This window comes from Treponema sp. (genome assembly GCF_024696245.1).
Taxonomy (GTDB): Bacteria; Spirochaetota; Spirochaetia; order Treponematales; family Treponemataceae; genus Treponema_D.
On the sequence record NZ_JAILGZ010000109.1, the window covers coordinates 19158 to 36005 of the forward strand.

13 protein-coding genes and 2 tRNA genes are annotated in these 16848 nt (G+C 40.0%); 10 read left to right on the plus strand and 5 right to left on the minus strand.

The features are described from left to right. Positions 1–33 precede the first annotated feature (33 nt). The 3 genes from der to K6D58_RS07675 are packed head-to-tail and all read left to right on the plus strand — an operon-like array spanning position 34 to position 3348. Positions 34–1578, plus strand: a complete 1545-nt coding sequence (der, locus tag K6D58_RS07665; protein WP_296829301.1) for a ribosome biogenesis GTPase Der — start codon at positions 34–36, stop codon at positions 1576–1578. Next, positions 1578–1910, plus strand: a complete 333-nt coding sequence (locus K6D58_RS07670) for a MerR family transcriptional regulator (protein WP_296829304.1) — start codon at positions 1578–1580, stop codon at positions 1908–1910. Before der ends, K6D58_RS07670 begins: the two co-directional genes overlap by 1 nt. Then, the gene (locus tag K6D58_RS07675; RefSeq protein ID WP_296829307.1) at positions 1900–3348 is read left to right on the plus strand and encodes a small ribosomal subunit Rsm22 family protein; all 1449 of its coding nucleotides are present in this window, start codon (positions 1900–1902) and stop codon (positions 3346–3348) included. The genes K6D58_RS07670 and K6D58_RS07675 overlap by 11 nt, the downstream gene beginning before the upstream one ends. Before the next feature lie 72 nt (positions 3349–3420). Here K6D58_RS07675 and ppk1 read toward each other — a convergent pair whose 3' ends face one another. The 4 genes from ppk1 to K6D58_RS07695 form a co-directional block, all read right to left on the minus strand. Further along, on the minus strand, positions 3421–5562 hold the full coding sequence (gene ppk1 / locus K6D58_RS07680) for a polyphosphate kinase 1 (RefSeq protein WP_296829310.1): 2142 nt from the start codon (positions 5560–5562) through the stop codon (positions 3421–3423). Beyond that, the gene (locus tag K6D58_RS07685) at positions 5559–7088 is read right to left on the minus strand and encodes a Ppx/GppA phosphatase family protein (protein ID WP_296829313.1); all 1530 of its coding nucleotides are present in this window, start codon (positions 7086–7088) and stop codon (positions 5559–5561) included. The genes ppk1 and K6D58_RS07685 overlap by 4 nt, the downstream gene beginning before the upstream one ends. Before the next feature lie 11 nt (positions 7089–7099). Next, on the minus strand, positions 7100–8530 hold the full coding sequence (locus tag K6D58_RS07690) for an MGH1-like glycoside hydrolase domain-containing protein (protein ID WP_296829316.1): 1431 nt from the start codon (positions 8528–8530) through the stop codon (positions 7100–7102). Between the two features lie 198 nt (positions 8531–8728). Beyond that, complete coding sequence (locus K6D58_RS07695; protein WP_296829318.1) at positions 8729–10471, minus strand: hypothetical protein; 1743 nt, start codon at positions 10469–10471, stop codon at positions 8729–8731. Between the two features lie 55 nt (positions 10472–10526). Here K6D58_RS07695 and K6D58_RS07700 point away from each other — a divergent pair, with 55 nt between their 5' ends. Genes K6D58_RS07700 through radA form a run of 3 tightly spaced genes read left to right on the plus strand, consistent with a single transcriptional unit; the run spans position 10527 to position 14864 of the window. Continuing rightward, positions 10527–12209: a tetratricopeptide repeat protein gene (locus K6D58_RS07700; protein WP_296829321.1), complete on the plus strand. Its 1683-nt coding sequence runs from the start codon at positions 10527–10529 to the stop codon at positions 12207–12209. Positions 12210–12227: 18 nt separating this feature from the next. Next, positions 12228–13490, plus strand: a complete 1263-nt coding sequence (locus K6D58_RS07705; protein ID WP_486389758.1) for a TraB/GumN family protein — start codon at positions 12228–12230, stop codon at positions 13488–13490. 18 nt (positions 13491–13508) lie between these two features. Beyond that, positions 13509–14864 (plus strand): DNA repair protein RadA, encoded by a 1356-nt coding sequence (gene radA, locus K6D58_RS07710; RefSeq protein ID WP_296829323.1) that lies wholly within the window; start codon positions 13509–13511, stop codon positions 14862–14864. On the opposite strand, the gene K6D58_RS07715 is transcribed toward radA, so the two are convergent. Then, complete coding sequence (locus tag K6D58_RS07715) at positions 14857–15342, minus strand: hypothetical protein (RefSeq protein ID WP_296829326.1); 486 nt, start codon at positions 15340–15342, stop codon at positions 14857–14859. The two genes, radA and K6D58_RS07715, sit on opposite strands and share 8 nt — an antisense overlap. Before the next feature lie 76 nt (positions 15343–15418). On the opposite strand from K6D58_RS07715, the gene epsC reads away from it, so the two are divergent. The 4 genes from epsC to K6D58_RS07735 all read left to right on the plus strand — a co-directional run bounded on the left by epsC (position 15419) and on the right by K6D58_RS07735 (position 16844). Next, positions 15419–16282 (plus strand): serine O-acetyltransferase EpsC, encoded by an 864-nt coding sequence (gene epsC, locus K6D58_RS07720; protein WP_296829329.1) that lies wholly within the window; start codon positions 15419–15421, stop codon positions 16280–16282. Between the two features lie 107 nt (positions 16283–16389). Next, a tRNA-Thr gene (locus tag K6D58_RS07725) sits at positions 16390–16462 on the plus strand. A 27-nt stretch (positions 16463–16489) separates the two neighbouring features. Next, entirely contained in the window at positions 16490–16666 is a 177-nt protein-coding gene (gene rpmG / locus K6D58_RS07730) for a 50S ribosomal protein L33 (protein WP_296829330.1), read from the plus strand. Between the two features lie 105 nt (positions 16667–16771). Next, a tRNA-Trp gene (locus K6D58_RS07735) sits at positions 16772–16844 on the plus strand. The last annotated feature ends 4 nt before the right edge of the window (positions 16845–16848 follow it).

The following is a 16848-nucleotide window of genomic DNA, read 5'->3' on the forward strand; positions in this document are numbered from 1 at the left end:
ATTTTTTATTAAAGGTGTTTAAAAGTGTGCGCAATGAAAAAAAAACGCAAGCCTGATTTTTCTAAACCAAAGCCGGTAAAAGTTCAGGTAGAAGAAACTTATGTAGAAGAAGCAGAAGAAGCTGCTCCTGCAGAAAATGAAGGTTCAGAAAAAGACATAGAAAGTAAGAGAAAACAAAAGATACAGAAGTTTTTTCCTGACAAGGTTTATTTTAATCTTCCCCTTATAGTTATTGCCGGAAGACCAAATGTTGGTAAGTCTACATTGTTTAATGCCCTTACTCATACCAAGAGGGCAATCACAGACCCTACTCCAGGTGTTACAAGAGACCCTGTAGAAGGAACCTGTTTTCTTGCAGGTAAGCCTGTTCACCTTATGGACACTGGCGGATATAAACTTACCCGTGACATTACCAGCCGTGAAAGCGAAATGGATGATCTTGTAGTAGAAAAGACAGTATCAATGCTTTCTAAGGCAGACAGAATTCTTCTTCTCCTTGATGCAACAGAAATTACAGCAGAAGACGAGGAACTTATTTTAAGGTTAAGGCCTTACTGGAATAAACTTATTGCTGCTGTTAATAAAACAGAAGGCGGAAAAAACACCAACCTTGCCTACAATTATGCAAAGTTTGGTTTTCAGGACCTGCTTTTTATTTCTGCAAGTCATGGAGACAATCTTCCGGAACTGGAAGAAAGAATGATTTCCGGAATTGATTTTTCTTCAGTTACAGAAGGCAGCGAAGAAGACAGACCTATTCGTATTGCGATTTTAGGAAAACCAAATACAGGTAAATCTACTTTAAGTAATGCCCTTACTCATACGGAAGCTTCTATTGTAAGTGATTATGCCGGAACCACCCGTGATGTAGTAGAAGGAAACTTCCGCTATAACGGCAGGGATATTCAGATTCTTGATACAGCAGGAATCAGGCGTAAGGCTAAGGTAAAGGAAAACGTAGAATATTATTCCGTTAACCGGGCCATTAAAACAATTGATGAGTGTGACATTGTATTTATTATGATAGATGCAACCCTGGGGCTTTCGGAACAGGATAAAAAAATTACTTCCCTTGCTTTTGAAAAAGGTCGTGGTGTTATTTTTGTCCTTAACAAGTGGGACCTTATGGAAGACCAGAGTAACAAGGCTATTCGTGCAACTCAGGACTGGATTCAGACAATGTTCGGTCACATGAACTGGGCTCCTATTGTTACTTTAAGCGCAAAGAATAAAGACGGAATAAAGAATCTTATGAATACAGTACTGACTCTTTATGGTCAGCTTACCCGTAAGGTTGATACGGCTGCCCTTAATATGGCATTACAGGACTGGCTCTTTAAATATCCGCCTCCAGCAACAAAGGCAATTCATTTTAAAATCCGCTATATGACTCAGACCAGCATTAACCCGGTGAACTTCCTTATTTTTGCAACAAGACCGGATAATGTTCCTCAGAGTTATGTTACTTATCTTAAAAACCGCATTCGTGAAGATCTGGGATTTGATCAGATTCCGGTTCAGATAGAAATGAAGGCCAGCCGTCAGAAGTGGCAGGAAAGGGACAATAACAAGGATTAATGTCGCAATTTACAATCGGTCAGGTAGAAAAACTTACTGGTATTAAGGCTCATGTTCTCCGCTACTGGGAAGAAGTAGTTCCAGCTATTGCTCCTAAAAAAACAGTCAGCGGCCGCAGAGTCTATACCCAGCGTCATCTGGATATTATTTTAAGGATGAAGTATCTGATTCACAAAAAAGGCTTATCAATAGAAGGTGCAAGGAACAGAATACTCCAGGAGAGTGCCAGGTTTTCAGAAAATGCATCTTCCCTTGAGCGTATTCATTTAATACGCAAGGAACTGGCTGATTTATATTTAAGACTTCAGGAGACTAAAATAAATGAAAAATGACGACGAAAAAATAGAACTAAAATGGTGGGAAGTAAAACAGGGACTTACTCCTTATCTTAAAAAAAAGGCTCTTGAAAAAAAAGCAAATAAACATGCTGCCCGTAAAGCTGCTGCAGCCGGTGCTTCCAATGCAGGCTCTGCTTCAAATAAATTCCCTGCTTCAGAAGAAAAAAAGTCTTCTGTAAAAGAAAAGAGCAGGAGTGACAATAAATCAGCTAAAAATAAATCCTTTAATAATAAATCTTCAGATATAAAGACTTCGGCTTCAGGTAAAAGCAGAAAGCCTCTTGATTCACTTTTTGAAGTAAATAAGATTCCTTCTGATGCAGCAAAACTTCTTGAAGATTTTGATTCAGTAATATCATCAACTCATCCCCTTAATTCCAAACAGAGGGCTCAGCTTCCTGGCATTATCAGGACATTAAGTCATAAACTTACAGACGAAAGGGGAGACAGGCGTCTTGGCTACATGAACAGCCCTGAGTTCCTTATGGCTTATGTTCATTATTTTATGCAGTGGAATCTTGTAAGGTTAACAAGACTTTTTGCAAACTTAAGCCCTGATTTTTTTAACCTTAAAGACGGAGATGTGTGTCTTGATGCAGGTTCTGGTCCCCTTACTTTAGTAACAGCTCTTTTTATGGCCCGCCCTGAATTAAGAAAGCTTAAGCTCACCTGGTACTGTATGGATATTTCTCAGGGAGCTTTGTCTCTTGGAGAAAATATTTTTCTTAGTACAGCAGCTGCCCTTCATTGTGAAGCCTGGAATATTGTCCGGGTTAAGGGAGAGTTTGGTTCTACAATAAAAGAAAAGGTTTCTCTTTTTGCCAGTGCCAATATGTTTAACGAAGTTGTGCAGGATTTTGAGATGCCGCCGGATTATCTTGCAAAAAAATATGCAGAAAAAATTCTTTCCTATACAAAAGAAGAGAGCGGCATACTTTTGGTAGAACCTGGATTCCCTAAGGCAGCCCGTTTTATTTCTCTTTTAAGGGATGCCTTCCTTAGAAGAAAGTGTTACATGATTTCGCCCTGCACTCACTGCGAAGAGTGTCCTATGGACGGAAAGCCGGGAGGTAAGTGGTGTAACTATGCTTTCAGTACTGATAATGCACCAAAAAAACTCCGTACTCTTTCAGAAAAATCATCCCTGCCTAAAGAAAGGGCTGTACTTTCTTTTATAGCCTGCCGCCGCAGTCAGAAAGATGAGAGCCTGAATGAAGAATGTGATTTAAAGAAACTGGAATTCAGAATTGCCAGTGACCCTATTCGTCTTCCAAAAAATAAGACTGGATATTACGCCTGTTCCTCTGAGGGGCTGCTTCTTATAGAAAGCGGGCAGACTTTATTGTCAGGAGACCACATTTCCATTCCTTATCCTAAAAGACCAATGCATGAAGACTGGAAGAGCGGGGCAAAGATAGTTTATCTGGATTAAAACTTCAGCTGGGTATGGTCTTTGTATTAGCCTGGTGTGGACTGGCCCGGCTGGTTATTACCTGATTACAAGCTAGTCCTTTCTTCGGACAAGAAATTCTGCCGCAGGAATGTTTTTAGAAGAATCACTTCTCTTTTTATATTTTTTATAAAGCACTTCCTGAACCCTTACAGCCTGTTCTTTTTTAGAAGGACTGTTTGCCTTCCATGAACCGTCTTTTTGTAAGATGTGGGAGTGGGTGTTATCCTGAAAGTATAAGTCCAGGGATTTTTTTATGCTGGCAAAAATATTTTTATCTGTAACAGGGAACATAAGTTCAATACGTCTGTCCAGGTTGCGGTCCATCCAGTCTGCACTGCTCAAGAATAATTCCTCTTCACCATCGTTTTGAAAATAGAAAACACGGCTGTGTTCAAGATAGCGGTCGATTACACTGGTAACGGTAATGTTTTCACTCATTCCCGGAAGTCCCGGTATAAGGGTACAGATTCCCCTTACATTCAGTTTAATCTGAACTCCTGCACAGCTGGCTTTGTAAAGGGCATCGATTATTTCCCTGTGACAGAGGCTGTTCATCTTTGCAATTATAAGACCAGGTTTTTCTTTAGTGCTTAAGCTTATTTCCCTTTCTATAAGTTCAATAAGTCTTGTCTTTAATGTAACCGGAGCCATGTAAAGATGATGCATGGTCTGAAGGGCACTGTAACCTGAGATTACGTTAAAGAAAAAAGTTGCATCCCTGGAGATATCATGGTTAGCTGTAAAAATAGAAAAGTCCTGGTAAAGGCGGGCAGTCTTTGCATTATAGTTGCCTGTACTTAAGTGAACATATTGTCTGAGACCGTCACTTTCTTTTCTTGTAACAAGACATATCTTTGCGTGAACTTTAAGATTTACAACCCCGTAGATAACAATAGCACCGGCTTTTTCAAGTTCAGCGGCCCAGGAGATATTTGTTTTTTCATCAAAGCGGGCTTTAAGTTCAACAAAGGCTGTAACCTGTTTTCCGTTTTTTGCAGCGTGAATAAGGGACTTTACGATTTCGCTTCCTGTACCTGTGCGGTAGAGGGTCATTTTTATTGCAAGAACATGGGGGTCTTCGCAGGCGTCCTTAATGAATTTAACAACAGGGTCAAAACTTTCATAAGGAACATTGAGCATAACATCATGCTGCCTTAAAGTGTTCCAGTAAGTATCTTCTTTAGGAAGATCAGGTGTATTAAAGTGCTTCCACTCAGGCCAGAGAAATTTTTCTGCATCTTCTGCATCAGTGATTCCGATTAAAGTAGAAGGATCTATAAGTTCATAAACTTTGTAAATGTCATCATCTGTAAGGCAGAGCTTTTCTTTTACAAGATTAAGGAGCTTTTCACTGCTGGTAGTGCAGACCATGTTTACGGCAAAAGAGGACTGTCGTTTTTCCAGAACTTCCTGCATTGCCTGAATAAAATTCCTGCTGTTATCTTCGTCTACAGAAAAGTCTGCATCCCTTGTGATTTTAAATACCATTGTTTCCGTTACTTTAAATCCGGAAAAAAGTTCCTTACCGTAACAGGTAATTATGTCATCAAGAGTAGTAAATTGTTTTGAACCGTCAGAAGATGGAAGCCATACAATTCTGTCCAGACCGGAAGGAAGAGGTACAAGAGCTGCAATTTCATTTTCAGTATTTACAGCAAGGGCATTCTGCAGGTGATGAACATTTTCCATAGGCTTAAGAAGAAAGGCTGCATGAAGCTTTAAGTTTACAGGCTGAGGAAAAGATTCACCGTCTGTCCTTAATGGTGTAAGGAGAGGAAAAATATCATGGTGAAAAAAATGTTCCGTAAAGGATTTTTGTGCCGGATTATATTTATCCGGTCTTACATAAAAGATTTTATTTGCTTCACATTCAGGGAGGATTTCTGTAAGGAGAATGTCATAAGCCTGTCTTACAATCTGGTGAATGCGGCTGCTTAATTTTTTAAGAAGTACGGAAGGTGTGTAGCCGTTGGAGTCTGTAGCTCTCGGATTATTTTTCTGGGCAGCTTTAAGGGAGGCAACCCTTACCTGAAAGAATTCATTAAAATTGGAAGAGGCAATGGAAATAAATTTAAGTCTCTCAAAAAGAGGCAGTTCCTTTTTAGCAGCTTCGTGTAAAACCCTGTTGTTAAATTCAACCCAGCTGAGTTCCCTGTTAAGGTATTTATAATTTGAGTCGGCACTTCTTTTCATACCAGAACCACCTTGTATCCGAATACATTTTCAAATAAATCGCATTTTTCTTCTACGGCAAGTTTCTCCAGGGAAAGGTTGTGATGTCCTTTTATCCTGAATGTAATACTGTCCGGGGCAAAATGAATTGTAAAGTTATTCAGCTTCTGGCTGTGACTTCTGTCCAGAGCATCGGCCAGCCTTAAGATAGCAGAAAGTTTAAGTATGGACATTCTTGTAGAACGGGACAATAACCTGAATTCATGGTTTTCGCTTACTTGAATCTTTCCTTTATGAAAACTTGTAATAAAGGCAACAATGGCTTTTTCTTCCCGGCTAAGTCCAAAAATTTCAGAGTTGTTGATTATGTATTTACCGTGAAGGTTGTGATTTTCTGCCTGAATAAACATTCCTATATCATGGAGAATGGCACTTACTTCCAGAAGAATCCTGTCCTGAGCTTCAAGACCATTTTCTTCCTGAAGGGCATCGTATATCTTAAGTGAGACATCCCTTACAAACTGGGAATGCTTTTCGTCACCCTGATATTTTCTAAGAAGGGCAGAAGCGCTGGCAAAAATCTGAGAATTAAATTCAGCCTGAAGGTTTTCATCAATATGATTTGTATCACTGATAATAATACCTTCCCTGATGGAAATATCAGGCACAAATATAGAAGAAACATTAGTAAGCTGAACAAAGAGATTGTAGGCTGTAAGTGAAATCTGAAAGATTGCAGTTTCGTTATAGTTTAGTTTGAATCTTGCAACACATTCTTCCGGAGTATAGTGCTGAACTTCGTTAACAAAGTCATTAAAGTCTTTACGCTGTATTTCCCACATAAAAGGGGATACCGGTTTACCTGCAAAGATAGCAGCAAGTTTCATATCTCCGCCAACAGCAATAAAACGCTCTACTTTTGCAAGGTTCATTTCTATGCTTAAGTTGTTGCGGGTGTTTAAAATAAATTCCCTGATAAAACGTTTTGCATCATCTATGTTTCCGGCAAGGGCATGGATTTTCTGTTCAATAATTACGGTACCAAGCCTTAAACTGTGGGCAGCGGCCATGCGTCCGTTTTCCATAAGCATCATTTCTGTAGCACCACCGGCTATTTCAAGAATGATGGAGTCTGATTTCTGAGTTACAGGGCTTTCGTCTTTAAGACATTCAGCTACGGCAATATACATAAGGCGGTTTTCTTCAATACCGTCTATTACTTTTACAGTAAAGCCTGTTTTTATTTTGATTCTGTCTAAGAAAGGGTCCCTGTTGTCTGCTTCCCTGACTGCACTGGTAGCAATTACGATAGCATCTTCCGGTTTTAATCCCCAGCCATTTAACTGTTCAACATAGCGGCTTAATATTCTTATACATGAGTGGAGGGTCTGACTGGAAATTGAACCTGTTGTAAATACATCACGGCCTAAGTTTACAAGCTGTTCGCTTCTGTCGAGGATATTACGCTTGTTGTCGCTGGTGATTTCGGCTACTAACAGACGAATGCCGGTAGAGCCAATCTCTATAACTGCCCGCAATGCATTCATCTGTTAAGTTCCTACAGTTTATCGATAAGCATTGAGCATTTTCCGGAAGGAATAGGAAGGGTTTTCTTTTTCTGATCAAGAATGTTGATGGTAAAGTAATAAAGTTTTTCGCTTTCCATCTGGATTTCCCATCCACGGCTTGTTTTGTTACTGAGAATTGTAACAAGGTTCCTTTTAAGGGAAAGTTTTTCAATGCCCATTATTTCAAGGTTTGGAATAATCCAGTCTACAGTCTTACGAGGAAGGCTGATGTTAAGACCGATTACGTTTTCTATCATAAGTGCGATTGTAGAAAGTCCTGCATAATGCATGAATCTTGAACGAGGGAAGCTGCTTTCTGCCTTACATGAAGCAGGGCCTTCTTTACACGGAAGATATCCTTCGTAAAGATCACCTTTTTTCTTTGAGTCGGCAGGGCTTAAACCTTCAAGTACATAATAGAGGTGGCGGATTGCACATTCACGGGCAAAACCGTACTGCTGGTACTTTTCAAGACCCTTTATAATCATAAAGTTAATTGGCGGAACAACAGAACCCTTAAAGCCTTCTCCGGATTCCTTAAAGTCAGGGCTGTCTGCACTGAGGGTAGGGAATGGATGGTCAGTTCCAAAAGTCTTAGGGTTGGTAAGATGAGCAATAAGGGTATCTGCCCTGTCTGCATTAGGAAGTTCAGCAAGAAGAGGCCAGAAGCCGGCTGCTGTTTTCTGAGGAAGACGCTGCTCATTTTTATCAAGGTCATGGTAGAATCCTGTTTCTGAATCCCACATAAGACCGTTAATTCTTGTTTTAAGGCTAAAGTACATTCTCTTGTACTGAAAGCTGATGTCCTTATCGTTAAGAATGTCTCCCAGAGCCGACATATGAGCTGCATTAATTGCTACACAGCTGTTAAAGTCAACAGGATAAACGCATCCCTTTCTTGGAGAGTTAAACATTGTAGAAGCTTCATGAGGAACAGCATAAAGACCGTTCTGCTGCTTAAAGGTGCGGTCAAGCCAGTCCATGTATTTCTGGAGCACAGGCATGATTTCCTTAATGCGCCTTTTATTTGCACTCTTGTGATAGAGGTTAAATTCAGCCCAGGCAAAAAGAGGAAGTCCTACACCTTCCGGATTCTGTTTAGTAGTAACTGGTTTTCCGGTTTTAATATCATACTTCCAGCGGATTGCACCGTTTTCTTCCTGCTGTTCGTAAAAATAATCAATATTTTTGTTTGCAGGGTAATTTCTGTTTGAGTAAACTAAAAAGAAAGAAGAGAAAATAGACTCAAACTGATCAAGAACAAGCTGATTTTTTACAGGATATACAAAATAGCCGTCCGGAGATACTTCATCATTAGCCGGATCAAGCCAGAAATCCGAGAGCCAGTTCCATGATTTGTCGTAAATATCCACAAAGTCCTGATCATAAAAATGGATCTTTGGAAAATCTCTTTTGTTCACAATTACTCCTGCTTCATGACTGTCTGTAAAAATAGGGCACAATCAGGTCATGACACTTTTTTTCAATAAGTCCGTAGTACGTTCTGTATAGTATAACATAAAATAGTAAAAAAGGGCACAGTTTTACAAAAAAAATTTCAATTTTCAAGACTTTTTACTTGACATTGAGAAGAAATTTCTTTGATTGAACCTTAAATCTTACTTACTGAAGTTTGATGCAGGGTCACAGAAGAGTCTTATAAGCTCACGTGGAGATTTATGACGGCTCTTTATAAGAAGTGTCTCTGAATCTGCAAGGTAAACATATCCTGAAGAGTTATAGGTTTCAAATCTTGAGTCAGTGCGGAACATCTGCTGCTGAATTTCAATCTGTCCGTGGAAGGTTGGAATTCCTTTAAAGATGATGTAGTGACTGTAAGACAGAGGAAAGTCTATGTTTATGTTTACAATGTTTTCTTCGTCGATTTTATAGCTTATGTCGCTGGCACAAGTCCATGCCCAGGCTGCTGAATTTCCGTAGTAACCAAGGATTTCACAGTGAGGGTAGAAGGTGTTGTCCTTAACAAGTATCTGGTAAGCAGAAGCCAGGGTGTGGAAATTCATGGATGATGCAGAAGCAAGGGATTTGTTTACAAGAAGGCGTCCTGTGTCGCACCAGGAAGGTTTTCCTGCAATCTGTCCGGCTTCTATAAGGGCAGAACCGGCCTGAATGCAGGTAAGGCCCTGGTTTACATCTGTATTAAATCCTGTAAGTTCAATTACTTCATTATTAAGGGAACAGTTGTCTTCGATTATTGAAGCACAGATTTCTGTAAGAGGTGTAAGGCTTGCTGCTGTTTCAGGGGCTTCTGAATAAAGTCTTTCGTAAACATTAAGTATGGAAACTGCCTGAGTTAAGTTAGGTCTGCCTGCGCTGGAAGCCATATTAAGAAGATTTCTGATTCTTGCAGTCTTTTTTCCCTGAAGAATAAAGTCACTGATTCCGTCAATCGTAAAGATATCAAGGTTTTTACGGCTGATGGCATTATCTGTCATGGAAACCAGGTTGGAAATATGACGGTCAAGGGAAGGTGTCATTGAAGCCAGGTGGTTAAAGAAAGGTGCTGTAAAATAAGTCCTTCTTGTTCCGTTTTTAAAGGATTCAGGAACCTGATCTATAGCTTCGTTGAATTTTCCTGCGGCAGCCATTTCTGCAACAAAAACAGCGATTTCCTGTTCGTTTACGGAATCAGGCTGGGAAGCAAGGGCTGCACTGATTTTAGAAACAGCAAGGGTCTTCATGGACTTAATTGCAGTGTTGTATTCTGACGGGTCAGTACCAGGAAGTCCTGCAGTCTGGGTAAAGTTGAATTTCTGAATAGGATTATAAGGCTGCATGGTTGCAGGGTGTCCTTTCTGGCGCAGGGTTATGCTGTTTGCAGAAAGAAGGGGTGCCTTAAACTCAAATCCGTCTTTTTTCTCGTAAACCAGTATGCGGGAAGTGTCAGAAGTATCGATTTTTGACGAACCTGAGAATTTATAAGGGATTGTAACAGAGGCAGCGTCACTGTTTTCTCCCAGTTTTATAGAAAATATTGAATCTTCGTTCTTTGTAGTGTCAAATACCAGTCTGGTACCGTCTTTAAAGATAAAGGTTAAGGATTTTTTGTCTGCATCCCAGTCTGTAAGTTCCAGATTTACCTGTTCTCCGCTTTTACTTGTTGAAGTAACAGGCTCTTCTTCTTTACAATAGAAAACGATTCCTTTGTATTCAGCTTCAAACTGGTTTTTAACAACCATCTGGTGCTGATCATTTTCCTTCTGGTAAATAGAGATATGAAGGGATCCAATTGTTCTTGTAATTACGGACTGAGTCTTAAACTGAAGCACGAAAATGCCGATTAATATTACAGATGTAAGAGCAAGGAGTCCGATAAACTTTCTTAAAGGGTGTCTACGCATTTTGACTATTTTAGTTATTCATACTATAAAATTCAATGTTTAATCAGGAAGGGTTATGAAAAAGTTTTTATGTGCAGTAAGTATTTTGGGTGCAGCGGCGTTTTTAACAGTATCTTGCGGTTCAAATCAGGTAGAAAATACACAGCCGGCTGTTCAGGTAGAAAATGTTCAGCAGGAAGAAGTTCAGCCTGTTAATGAAGCAGAGTTTTCCAAAGAGGGATTTATCTCAGAAGTAAAAGCTCTTGCCAGATCTGGTGATTATGAGGGAGCTCTTTCCCTTTATGATTCCATGAATTCAAAAACAAAGAAAAAGTATGCAAATGATCTGGATATTTTTATCTTAAGGGCACAGCTCCTTCAGGTTACAGACCGTCTTGAAGCTGCCAGGGATCAGGTAGACCTGCTTCTTAAAAAGCATTCTAAAAATGAAGAACTTAAGCAGATGTCTTTTTCTATCCGTAAGACTCTTTTTATGGAAAAACTCAGCAAGGAACTTGAATCCGGCAGTGATGAATCAGCCCTTGCCCTTTATGAAGGCCTGGATGCTGAACTTAAAGATGACTTCAGCATAAATCTGATTAAGGCATCCTTACTTACAGGAGCCGGAAAGTATGATGAAGCCCTCGCTGAATGTGATCACCTTGATTCTGTAGAAGCAGGAAGGGTAGAAGTAATGGAAATCCGTCTTGCAATTATGGACATAAAGGGAGATTCAAAAGACCGCAATGCCATGCTGCAGAAAATAATTAAAAAGGACCCTTACAATGCACCTGCCAATGTTGCCCTGGGACAGTCTTCTGCCATAAAGAAGCAGTACGGTTCGGCAAAACAGTATTATCTTAAGGCTCTTGCAAAGGAACCTCAGAATCAGGATGCCCTTTTTGGTCTTGGTCAGATGGAATATTACCTTGAAAACGATGCAGCAGCAGAAAAAAGCCTTAAAAAACTTCTTGAAATTAATCCTGATAATGCACAGGCCTATTCCTATCTTGGAAAACTTGCCTATGCCAATGATAAATATGTAATTGCCCTGAGTTATGTAGAAAAAGCCCTGGCACTTGAGCCGGACAATTATGATTATAACCTTGACTGCGGAATGTATAACCGTTATATGGGACATTTTGCAGAAGCAGAAAAATTCTGGAGTAAATGTGTTGAACTTCAGCCTGATTACTTTTTAGCTTACGTTTATCGTGCAGGTATTTATGATGAACAGGAAAAACTTGATCTGGCTCTGGAAGATTACAAGGTAGCCGTAAAACTTAACCCTAAGTATTATTACGCTTACGAAAGCATTGGTATTCTTGAACTTCACAATAAAAACTGGAAGGCTGCCGGGGAAGCTTTTTTTGAAGCCCGCAAGCACAACCTGAATAATATTTCTTACCCTCTTCTTGTAACATATTGTTACTACATGCTTGGTGATAAAAAACAGGCAAAAAAATATTCAAATGATATCCTTAGAAAGATGGGAAACATAAACAGCATAGATTACAAGATGCTTCGTGTTTACCATGACGAAAACGGTTATCAGAATCTTCCTCAGCAGATTGGAAACATGTCAAATCTTAATGACAGGGCAAAGATGTATTTCTATCTTGGCCTTCTTTATGATATGTTTGGTTCAAAGTCTGCCGCAAAGGAATATTATGCAAAGGTTCTGGAATTAAACAGTCCTATGTTCTTTGAATACCGTATTGCAGAGTGGGCTGTAAAAGAAATTCCTCAGGATGAATAAAAATATATGGATAAAAAAATGAATGACACTACTCAGGCAGCTGACAGTTCGTCTATGAACACAGCTACTCAGAAATTTCTTGAATTCGGTTCAAGAAAAATTATTCTTGTGGGAACTGCTCATGTTTCTGCACAGAGTATAGAAGAAGTAAAAACTGCAATAAGGGATAATCAGCCTGATAATGTTGCCATTGAACTTGATGAAAAGAGACTTGCTTCCATAGAAGATCCGGAAAGCTGGCGTAAGATGGATATAGTCCAGGTCCTGAAAAAGAAGATGGGCTTTCTTATGCTTGCCAATATTATTCTTGCCGGTTATCAGAAACGAATGGGAGAAGGTTCCGGCGTAAAGCCTGGTGATGAGATGGCAGCTGCCATAAATACTGCCAGGGAACTGGGAATTCCTCAGACAATGGTAGACCGCCCTATAGGTATTACCTTAAAAAGAGCCTGGTCAAAAAACAGCCTCTGGGGAAAATGCAAGCTTTTAGCCATCCTTCTTGGAACAGCTTTTGCCGGTGATGACGAAGATTCTACTCCGGAAAAAATAGAGGAGCTTAAAAAGACCAGCGAAATGGATACCCTTATGAAGGAACTGTCAGGTTATCTTCCTGTAGTAAAGGAAGTCCTTATAGACGAAAGGGACCGTTATCTTGCTTCTAAAATATGGGAATGCAAGGGAGACAAGGTTCTTGCCGTTTTAGGTGCGGGGCATCTTCCGGGAGTAATGGCTTATCTTACAAAGCTTGCAGCAGGAGAAAAAACTTCTGACTGTTCTGATATTGATTCCCTTCCTCCAAAAGGACTTGCATCAAAAATCGGTATGTGGGCAATTCCCCTTATTATAATTGCCTTAATAGCATCAGGTTTTTATTTTGGCGGAAAAAGCAAGGGCTGGGATATGCTCAGTGCCTGGGTTATCTGGAATGGTGCCCTGGCTGGTGTAGGAGCAATTATAGCTTTAGCTCATCCTCTTGTAATACTTATTTCCGTAATTGGTGCTCCGGTAACATCCCTGTGTCCTTTTGTAGGTATTGGTCTTGTGGCAGGTCTCCTTCAGGCTGTTCTAAAAAAGCCTTCTGTAGGCGATATGGAAAACCTTCAGAAGGATGCTTCTTCCTTTAAGGGCTTTTATAAAAACAGAATCTTAAGGGTTCTTCTTGTTTTCTTCCTCTCTTCTTTAGGAAGTTCAATAGGAACTTTTGCAGCAGGAGCTTCCCTTGTGGCTTCCGTTACAACTTTCTTTAATAAAATAATTTCTTGGATAAAGGGAATATTTTAAGTATATTAGTCATCACTTATGGCAAAGAAAAAAGGTTCAATCGTTTATAAATGTTCAAGCTGCGGTTACAGTCAGCCTGGCTGGCTTGGCCGTTGCCCTGAATGTGGTGAATGGAACACCATGGAAGAGTGCATTCTTGACCCTAACGCAGCATCTCCCCTGCAGCATCAGGACGGAATGGCTGTAAAGGTAAAGCCTGTTCCAATGAAAACCGTAGCCCTGGAAGACAGCGGCCGTTACTCTACGGGTAACAGTGAGTTTGACCGGGTTTTGGGCGGTGGTGCAGTAAAAAGAAGTGCCGTCCTTATTGGTGGTGAACCTGGAATCGGAAAGTCGACCCTTCTTATTCAGACATCAGCTGCATTTCTTTCCGGAAATCCTAAGAGCCGTGTTCTTTACGTGTCAGGGGAAGAATCTGCTTCCCAGATAAAGGCCAGGGCTGTAAGGCTTAACCTGAATGTAGATGATGTAGAAATCTTAACAACCCTTCGTCTTGAAGATATTCTGGACGCCCTTGATTCCCTTAATCCAACTCTCGTTATTATTGATTCAATTCAGACAGTTTATTCCGTACAGGCAGGTATTGTTCCGGGAACAGTAAGTCAGCTTAAGTACTGCGGCAACGAACTTATCAGCTGGGTTAAGGAAAGGGACAGTGTTCTTATAATGACAGCTCATGTTACAAAAGACGGAGTTATTGCCGGTCCAAAAAGTCTTGAGCATATGGTAGACACAGTCCTTAATTTTGAACGCAGCTCAGATGAAGTCAGATTCCTCAGGGCTCAGAAAAACCGCTTTGGTTCTGTAGATGAGCTGGGAATCTTTATGATGGAAAGTGACGGCCTTAAAATTGTAGGGGATCCTGCTTCCCTTTTTATTACCAGACGGCAGAATGGAACTCCTGCAGGTATAGCCTGTGTTCCTGTTTTTGAAGGAAGCCGGGTTTTTGTTGTAGAGATTCAGGCCTTAACGGTTCCTGCAAAAGCGTCACTTAACAGGGTTTATTCAGAAAAGATTGATTCACAGAAAATCAGCAGGATAGCCGCTGTTCTTGAAAAGCGGGCCGGAATTAAATTCAGCGATCAGGATATTTACGTTAATGTTGCCGGTGGAGTCAGGCTTTCAGAAAGTGCAATAGATGCAGCACTGGCAGCAGCTTTGTATTCAGCAAGGGCAGACCTCCCTCTTCCGGAAAAAACACTTGTTCTTGGTGAGTTAAGTCTTGCAGGAGAAATAAGGCCTGTTCCCCGCTTAAAGCAGCGTATAAAAACAGGTAAGGAACTGGGTTACGTTAATATTGTCTGTCCGGAAAAGGAGTCCGGGGCTAAGGAAGTTTCAGATATTAAGTCCCTGCTGACAGCTCTTTTTAAGTAGGAGAGAAATTTATTTCCAGAAGCCAGACTTCATCATCCTTGTTGTATTTAAGGGAAGCATTTTCTTCATTAACACCGGTAAAGTAATGCTCCCTTGGCTTTTGACCACGGTGGCGGCTTTCTGTATATCTTTTGTTCATCATATTCAGAAGCTTTTTACCGGGGTTTTGTCCCGGAATGTAAGCCCTTACCTTAAAGAGTTCTTCTTTGTCGTTAAAGTAAAGGAAAATCTGGGAGTATTCAATTTTTTCAAAGGTAATCCAGTCTGCTTCTATGCAGGTAAAAAGTTTTCCTTTTTCTGTATCAAAGTCTATATCCCATTTTTTAAGCTTGTTTCTTACGGTTTTTTCAGGAGTGTTTTTTTCAAAGGTTAAAAATTCAAATTTGCAGGCTGCTTTTTTCTGTTTCCATTGAACAGGTCTGTTACAGCTGATAAAAAGGCTGAGTGCCGGTATAAGCAGAAGAAAAGGGATTTTCATGTTTAAACTATACCCCTTAACTTCATATTTTACAAATTGAATTGAATAACTTACCGATAAATGATATTTTTTCCCCATGGCAGATATTGACGCATTCGTTACAAATATTTTGGACTCTTACAAAAAATATGGTGGAATTAATCTTGATGAAACAAAGATTTTTCCTAACCGTCAGAATGTAATTGATGTGCTTCATGATATTCAGACCCTTATTTTTCCAGGTTATCGTACAGCAGAAGATATAGATGACGAGACCCTTCGTTTTGTTACGGGAGAAAGGGTAAACCGTATAGTTTCGACTTTATCAAGGGAAATAAAAAAGGCCCTGTATTTTTCACTTCAGGATGACAAAGTAGAAAACTCCTATTGCTTTAGTCTTGCAGAAAGAACGGCTCTTGCCCTCATAGAAGAAATTCCGGAAATCAGAAGGAAGGTTGGTCTGGATGTACAGGCTGCCTATGCCGGAGATCCTGCTGCAAAATCAACTGAAGATGTAATTGTAAGTTATCCTGGTCTTGAGGCAATCGTAGTTTACCGTATAGCACACTTTCTTTCTGCAAATGGTGTTCCTGTAATTCCTCGTATTATGAGTGAACATGCCCACAGCCGTACAGGAATTGATATAAATCCGGCTGCAACTATCGGAGAGAGTTTCTTTATAGATCACGGTACCGGTGTTGTTATAGGTGAATCCTGCAATATTGGTAATAACGTAAAGATTTACCAGGGTGTAACGTTAGGGGCTCTTAGTGTAAAAAAAGAACTGATGAATAAAAAACGCCATCCAACTATTTGTGACAATGTAACTATCTATGCAAATGCCACAATCCTTGGAGGAGAAACTGTTATTGGAGAAGGTTGTGTAATAGGTGGAAATACCTGGGTTACAAAATCCGTTCCTGCGGGTACAACTATCGTTCAAACCTGCTTTGGCAGTTAAGTTCTTTTTTATAGAAAAATATTTGTATTTGGCTCAAAATAAAGTCTCTTATTATTGACATATTTGCTTTATTCAATTATAGTAGCCAAACAAAAATCATTTATTTCGCTCTTGTAGCTCAGTCGGTAGAGCACATCGTTGGTAACGATGAGGTCAGCGGTCCGATTCCGCTCGGGAGCTTTGGATTATTTTTTTAAGGAGCAAGATATGGCAAGCAAGAAAAAATCAGCCGTAGAAATTATCGCTTTGCAGTGCACAGAGTGCAAGAGAAAGAACTATACAACATACAAAAACCGTAAGAACATTACTGGTAAGCTTGAAAAGGCAAAGTATTGTCCTTTCTGCCGCAAGTCAGTTCTTCATAAAGAAACAAAGGCAAAATAATTATAAATATCTCTGCTTTAAGCAGGGAGCATAAATTTCCAATCCTGAAAATGATTGGAGGTTTAGCATGAAGTCTATATAAAGTGGATTTCATGTTAAACCTTTAGGTCAGTAGCTCAGTTGGTAGAGTCCCGGTCTCCAAAACCGGTTGTCGCGGGTTCGAGTCCTGCCTGGCCTGTAAT

What these genes read in the sequence shown, in the direction of transcription:
- der (WP_296829301.1), top strand. Translation starts at nt 34, where the DNA reads ATGAAAAAAAAACGCAAGCCTGATTTTTCTAAACCAAAGCCGGTAAAA.
- K6D58_RS07670 (WP_296829304.1), top strand. Translation starts at nt 1,578, where the DNA reads ATGTCGCAATTTACAATCGGTCAGGTAGAAAAACTTACTGGTATTAAG.
- K6D58_RS07675 (WP_296829307.1), top strand. Translation starts at nt 1,900, where the DNA reads ATGAAAAATGACGACGAAAAAATAGAACTAAAATGGTGGGAAGTAAAA.
- ppk1 (WP_296829310.1), bottom strand. Translation starts at nt 5,562, where the DNA reads ATGAAAAGAAGTGCCGACTCAAATTATAAATACCTTAACAGGGAACTC.
- K6D58_RS07685 (WP_296829313.1), bottom strand. Translation starts at nt 7,088, where the DNA reads ATGAATGCATTGCGGGCAGTTATAGAGATTGGCTCTACCGGCATTCGT.
- K6D58_RS07695 (WP_296829318.1), bottom strand. Translation starts at nt 10,471, where the DNA reads ATGCGTAGACACCCTTTAAGAAAGTTTATCGGACTCCTTGCTCTTACA.
- K6D58_RS07700 (WP_296829321.1), top strand. Translation starts at nt 10,527, where the DNA reads ATGAAAAAGTTTTTATGTGCAGTAAGTATTTTGGGTGCAGCGGCGTTT.
- K6D58_RS07705 (WP_486389758.1), top strand. Translation starts at nt 12,228, where the DNA reads ATGAATGACACTACTCAGGCAGCTGACAGTTCGTCTATGAACACAGCT.
- radA (WP_296829323.1), top strand. Translation starts at nt 13,509, where the DNA reads ATGGCAAAGAAAAAAGGTTCAATCGTTTATAAATGTTCAAGCTGCGGT.
- K6D58_RS07715 (WP_296829326.1), bottom strand. Translation starts at nt 15,342, where the DNA reads ATGAAAATCCCTTTTCTTCTGCTTATACCGGCACTCAGCCTTTTTATC.
- epsC (WP_296829329.1), top strand. Translation starts at nt 15,419, where the DNA reads ATGGCAGATATTGACGCATTCGTTACAAATATTTTGGACTCTTACAAA.
- rpmG (WP_296829330.1), top strand. Translation starts at nt 16,490, where the DNA reads ATGGCAAGCAAGAAAAAATCAGCCGTAGAAATTATCGCTTTGCAGTGC.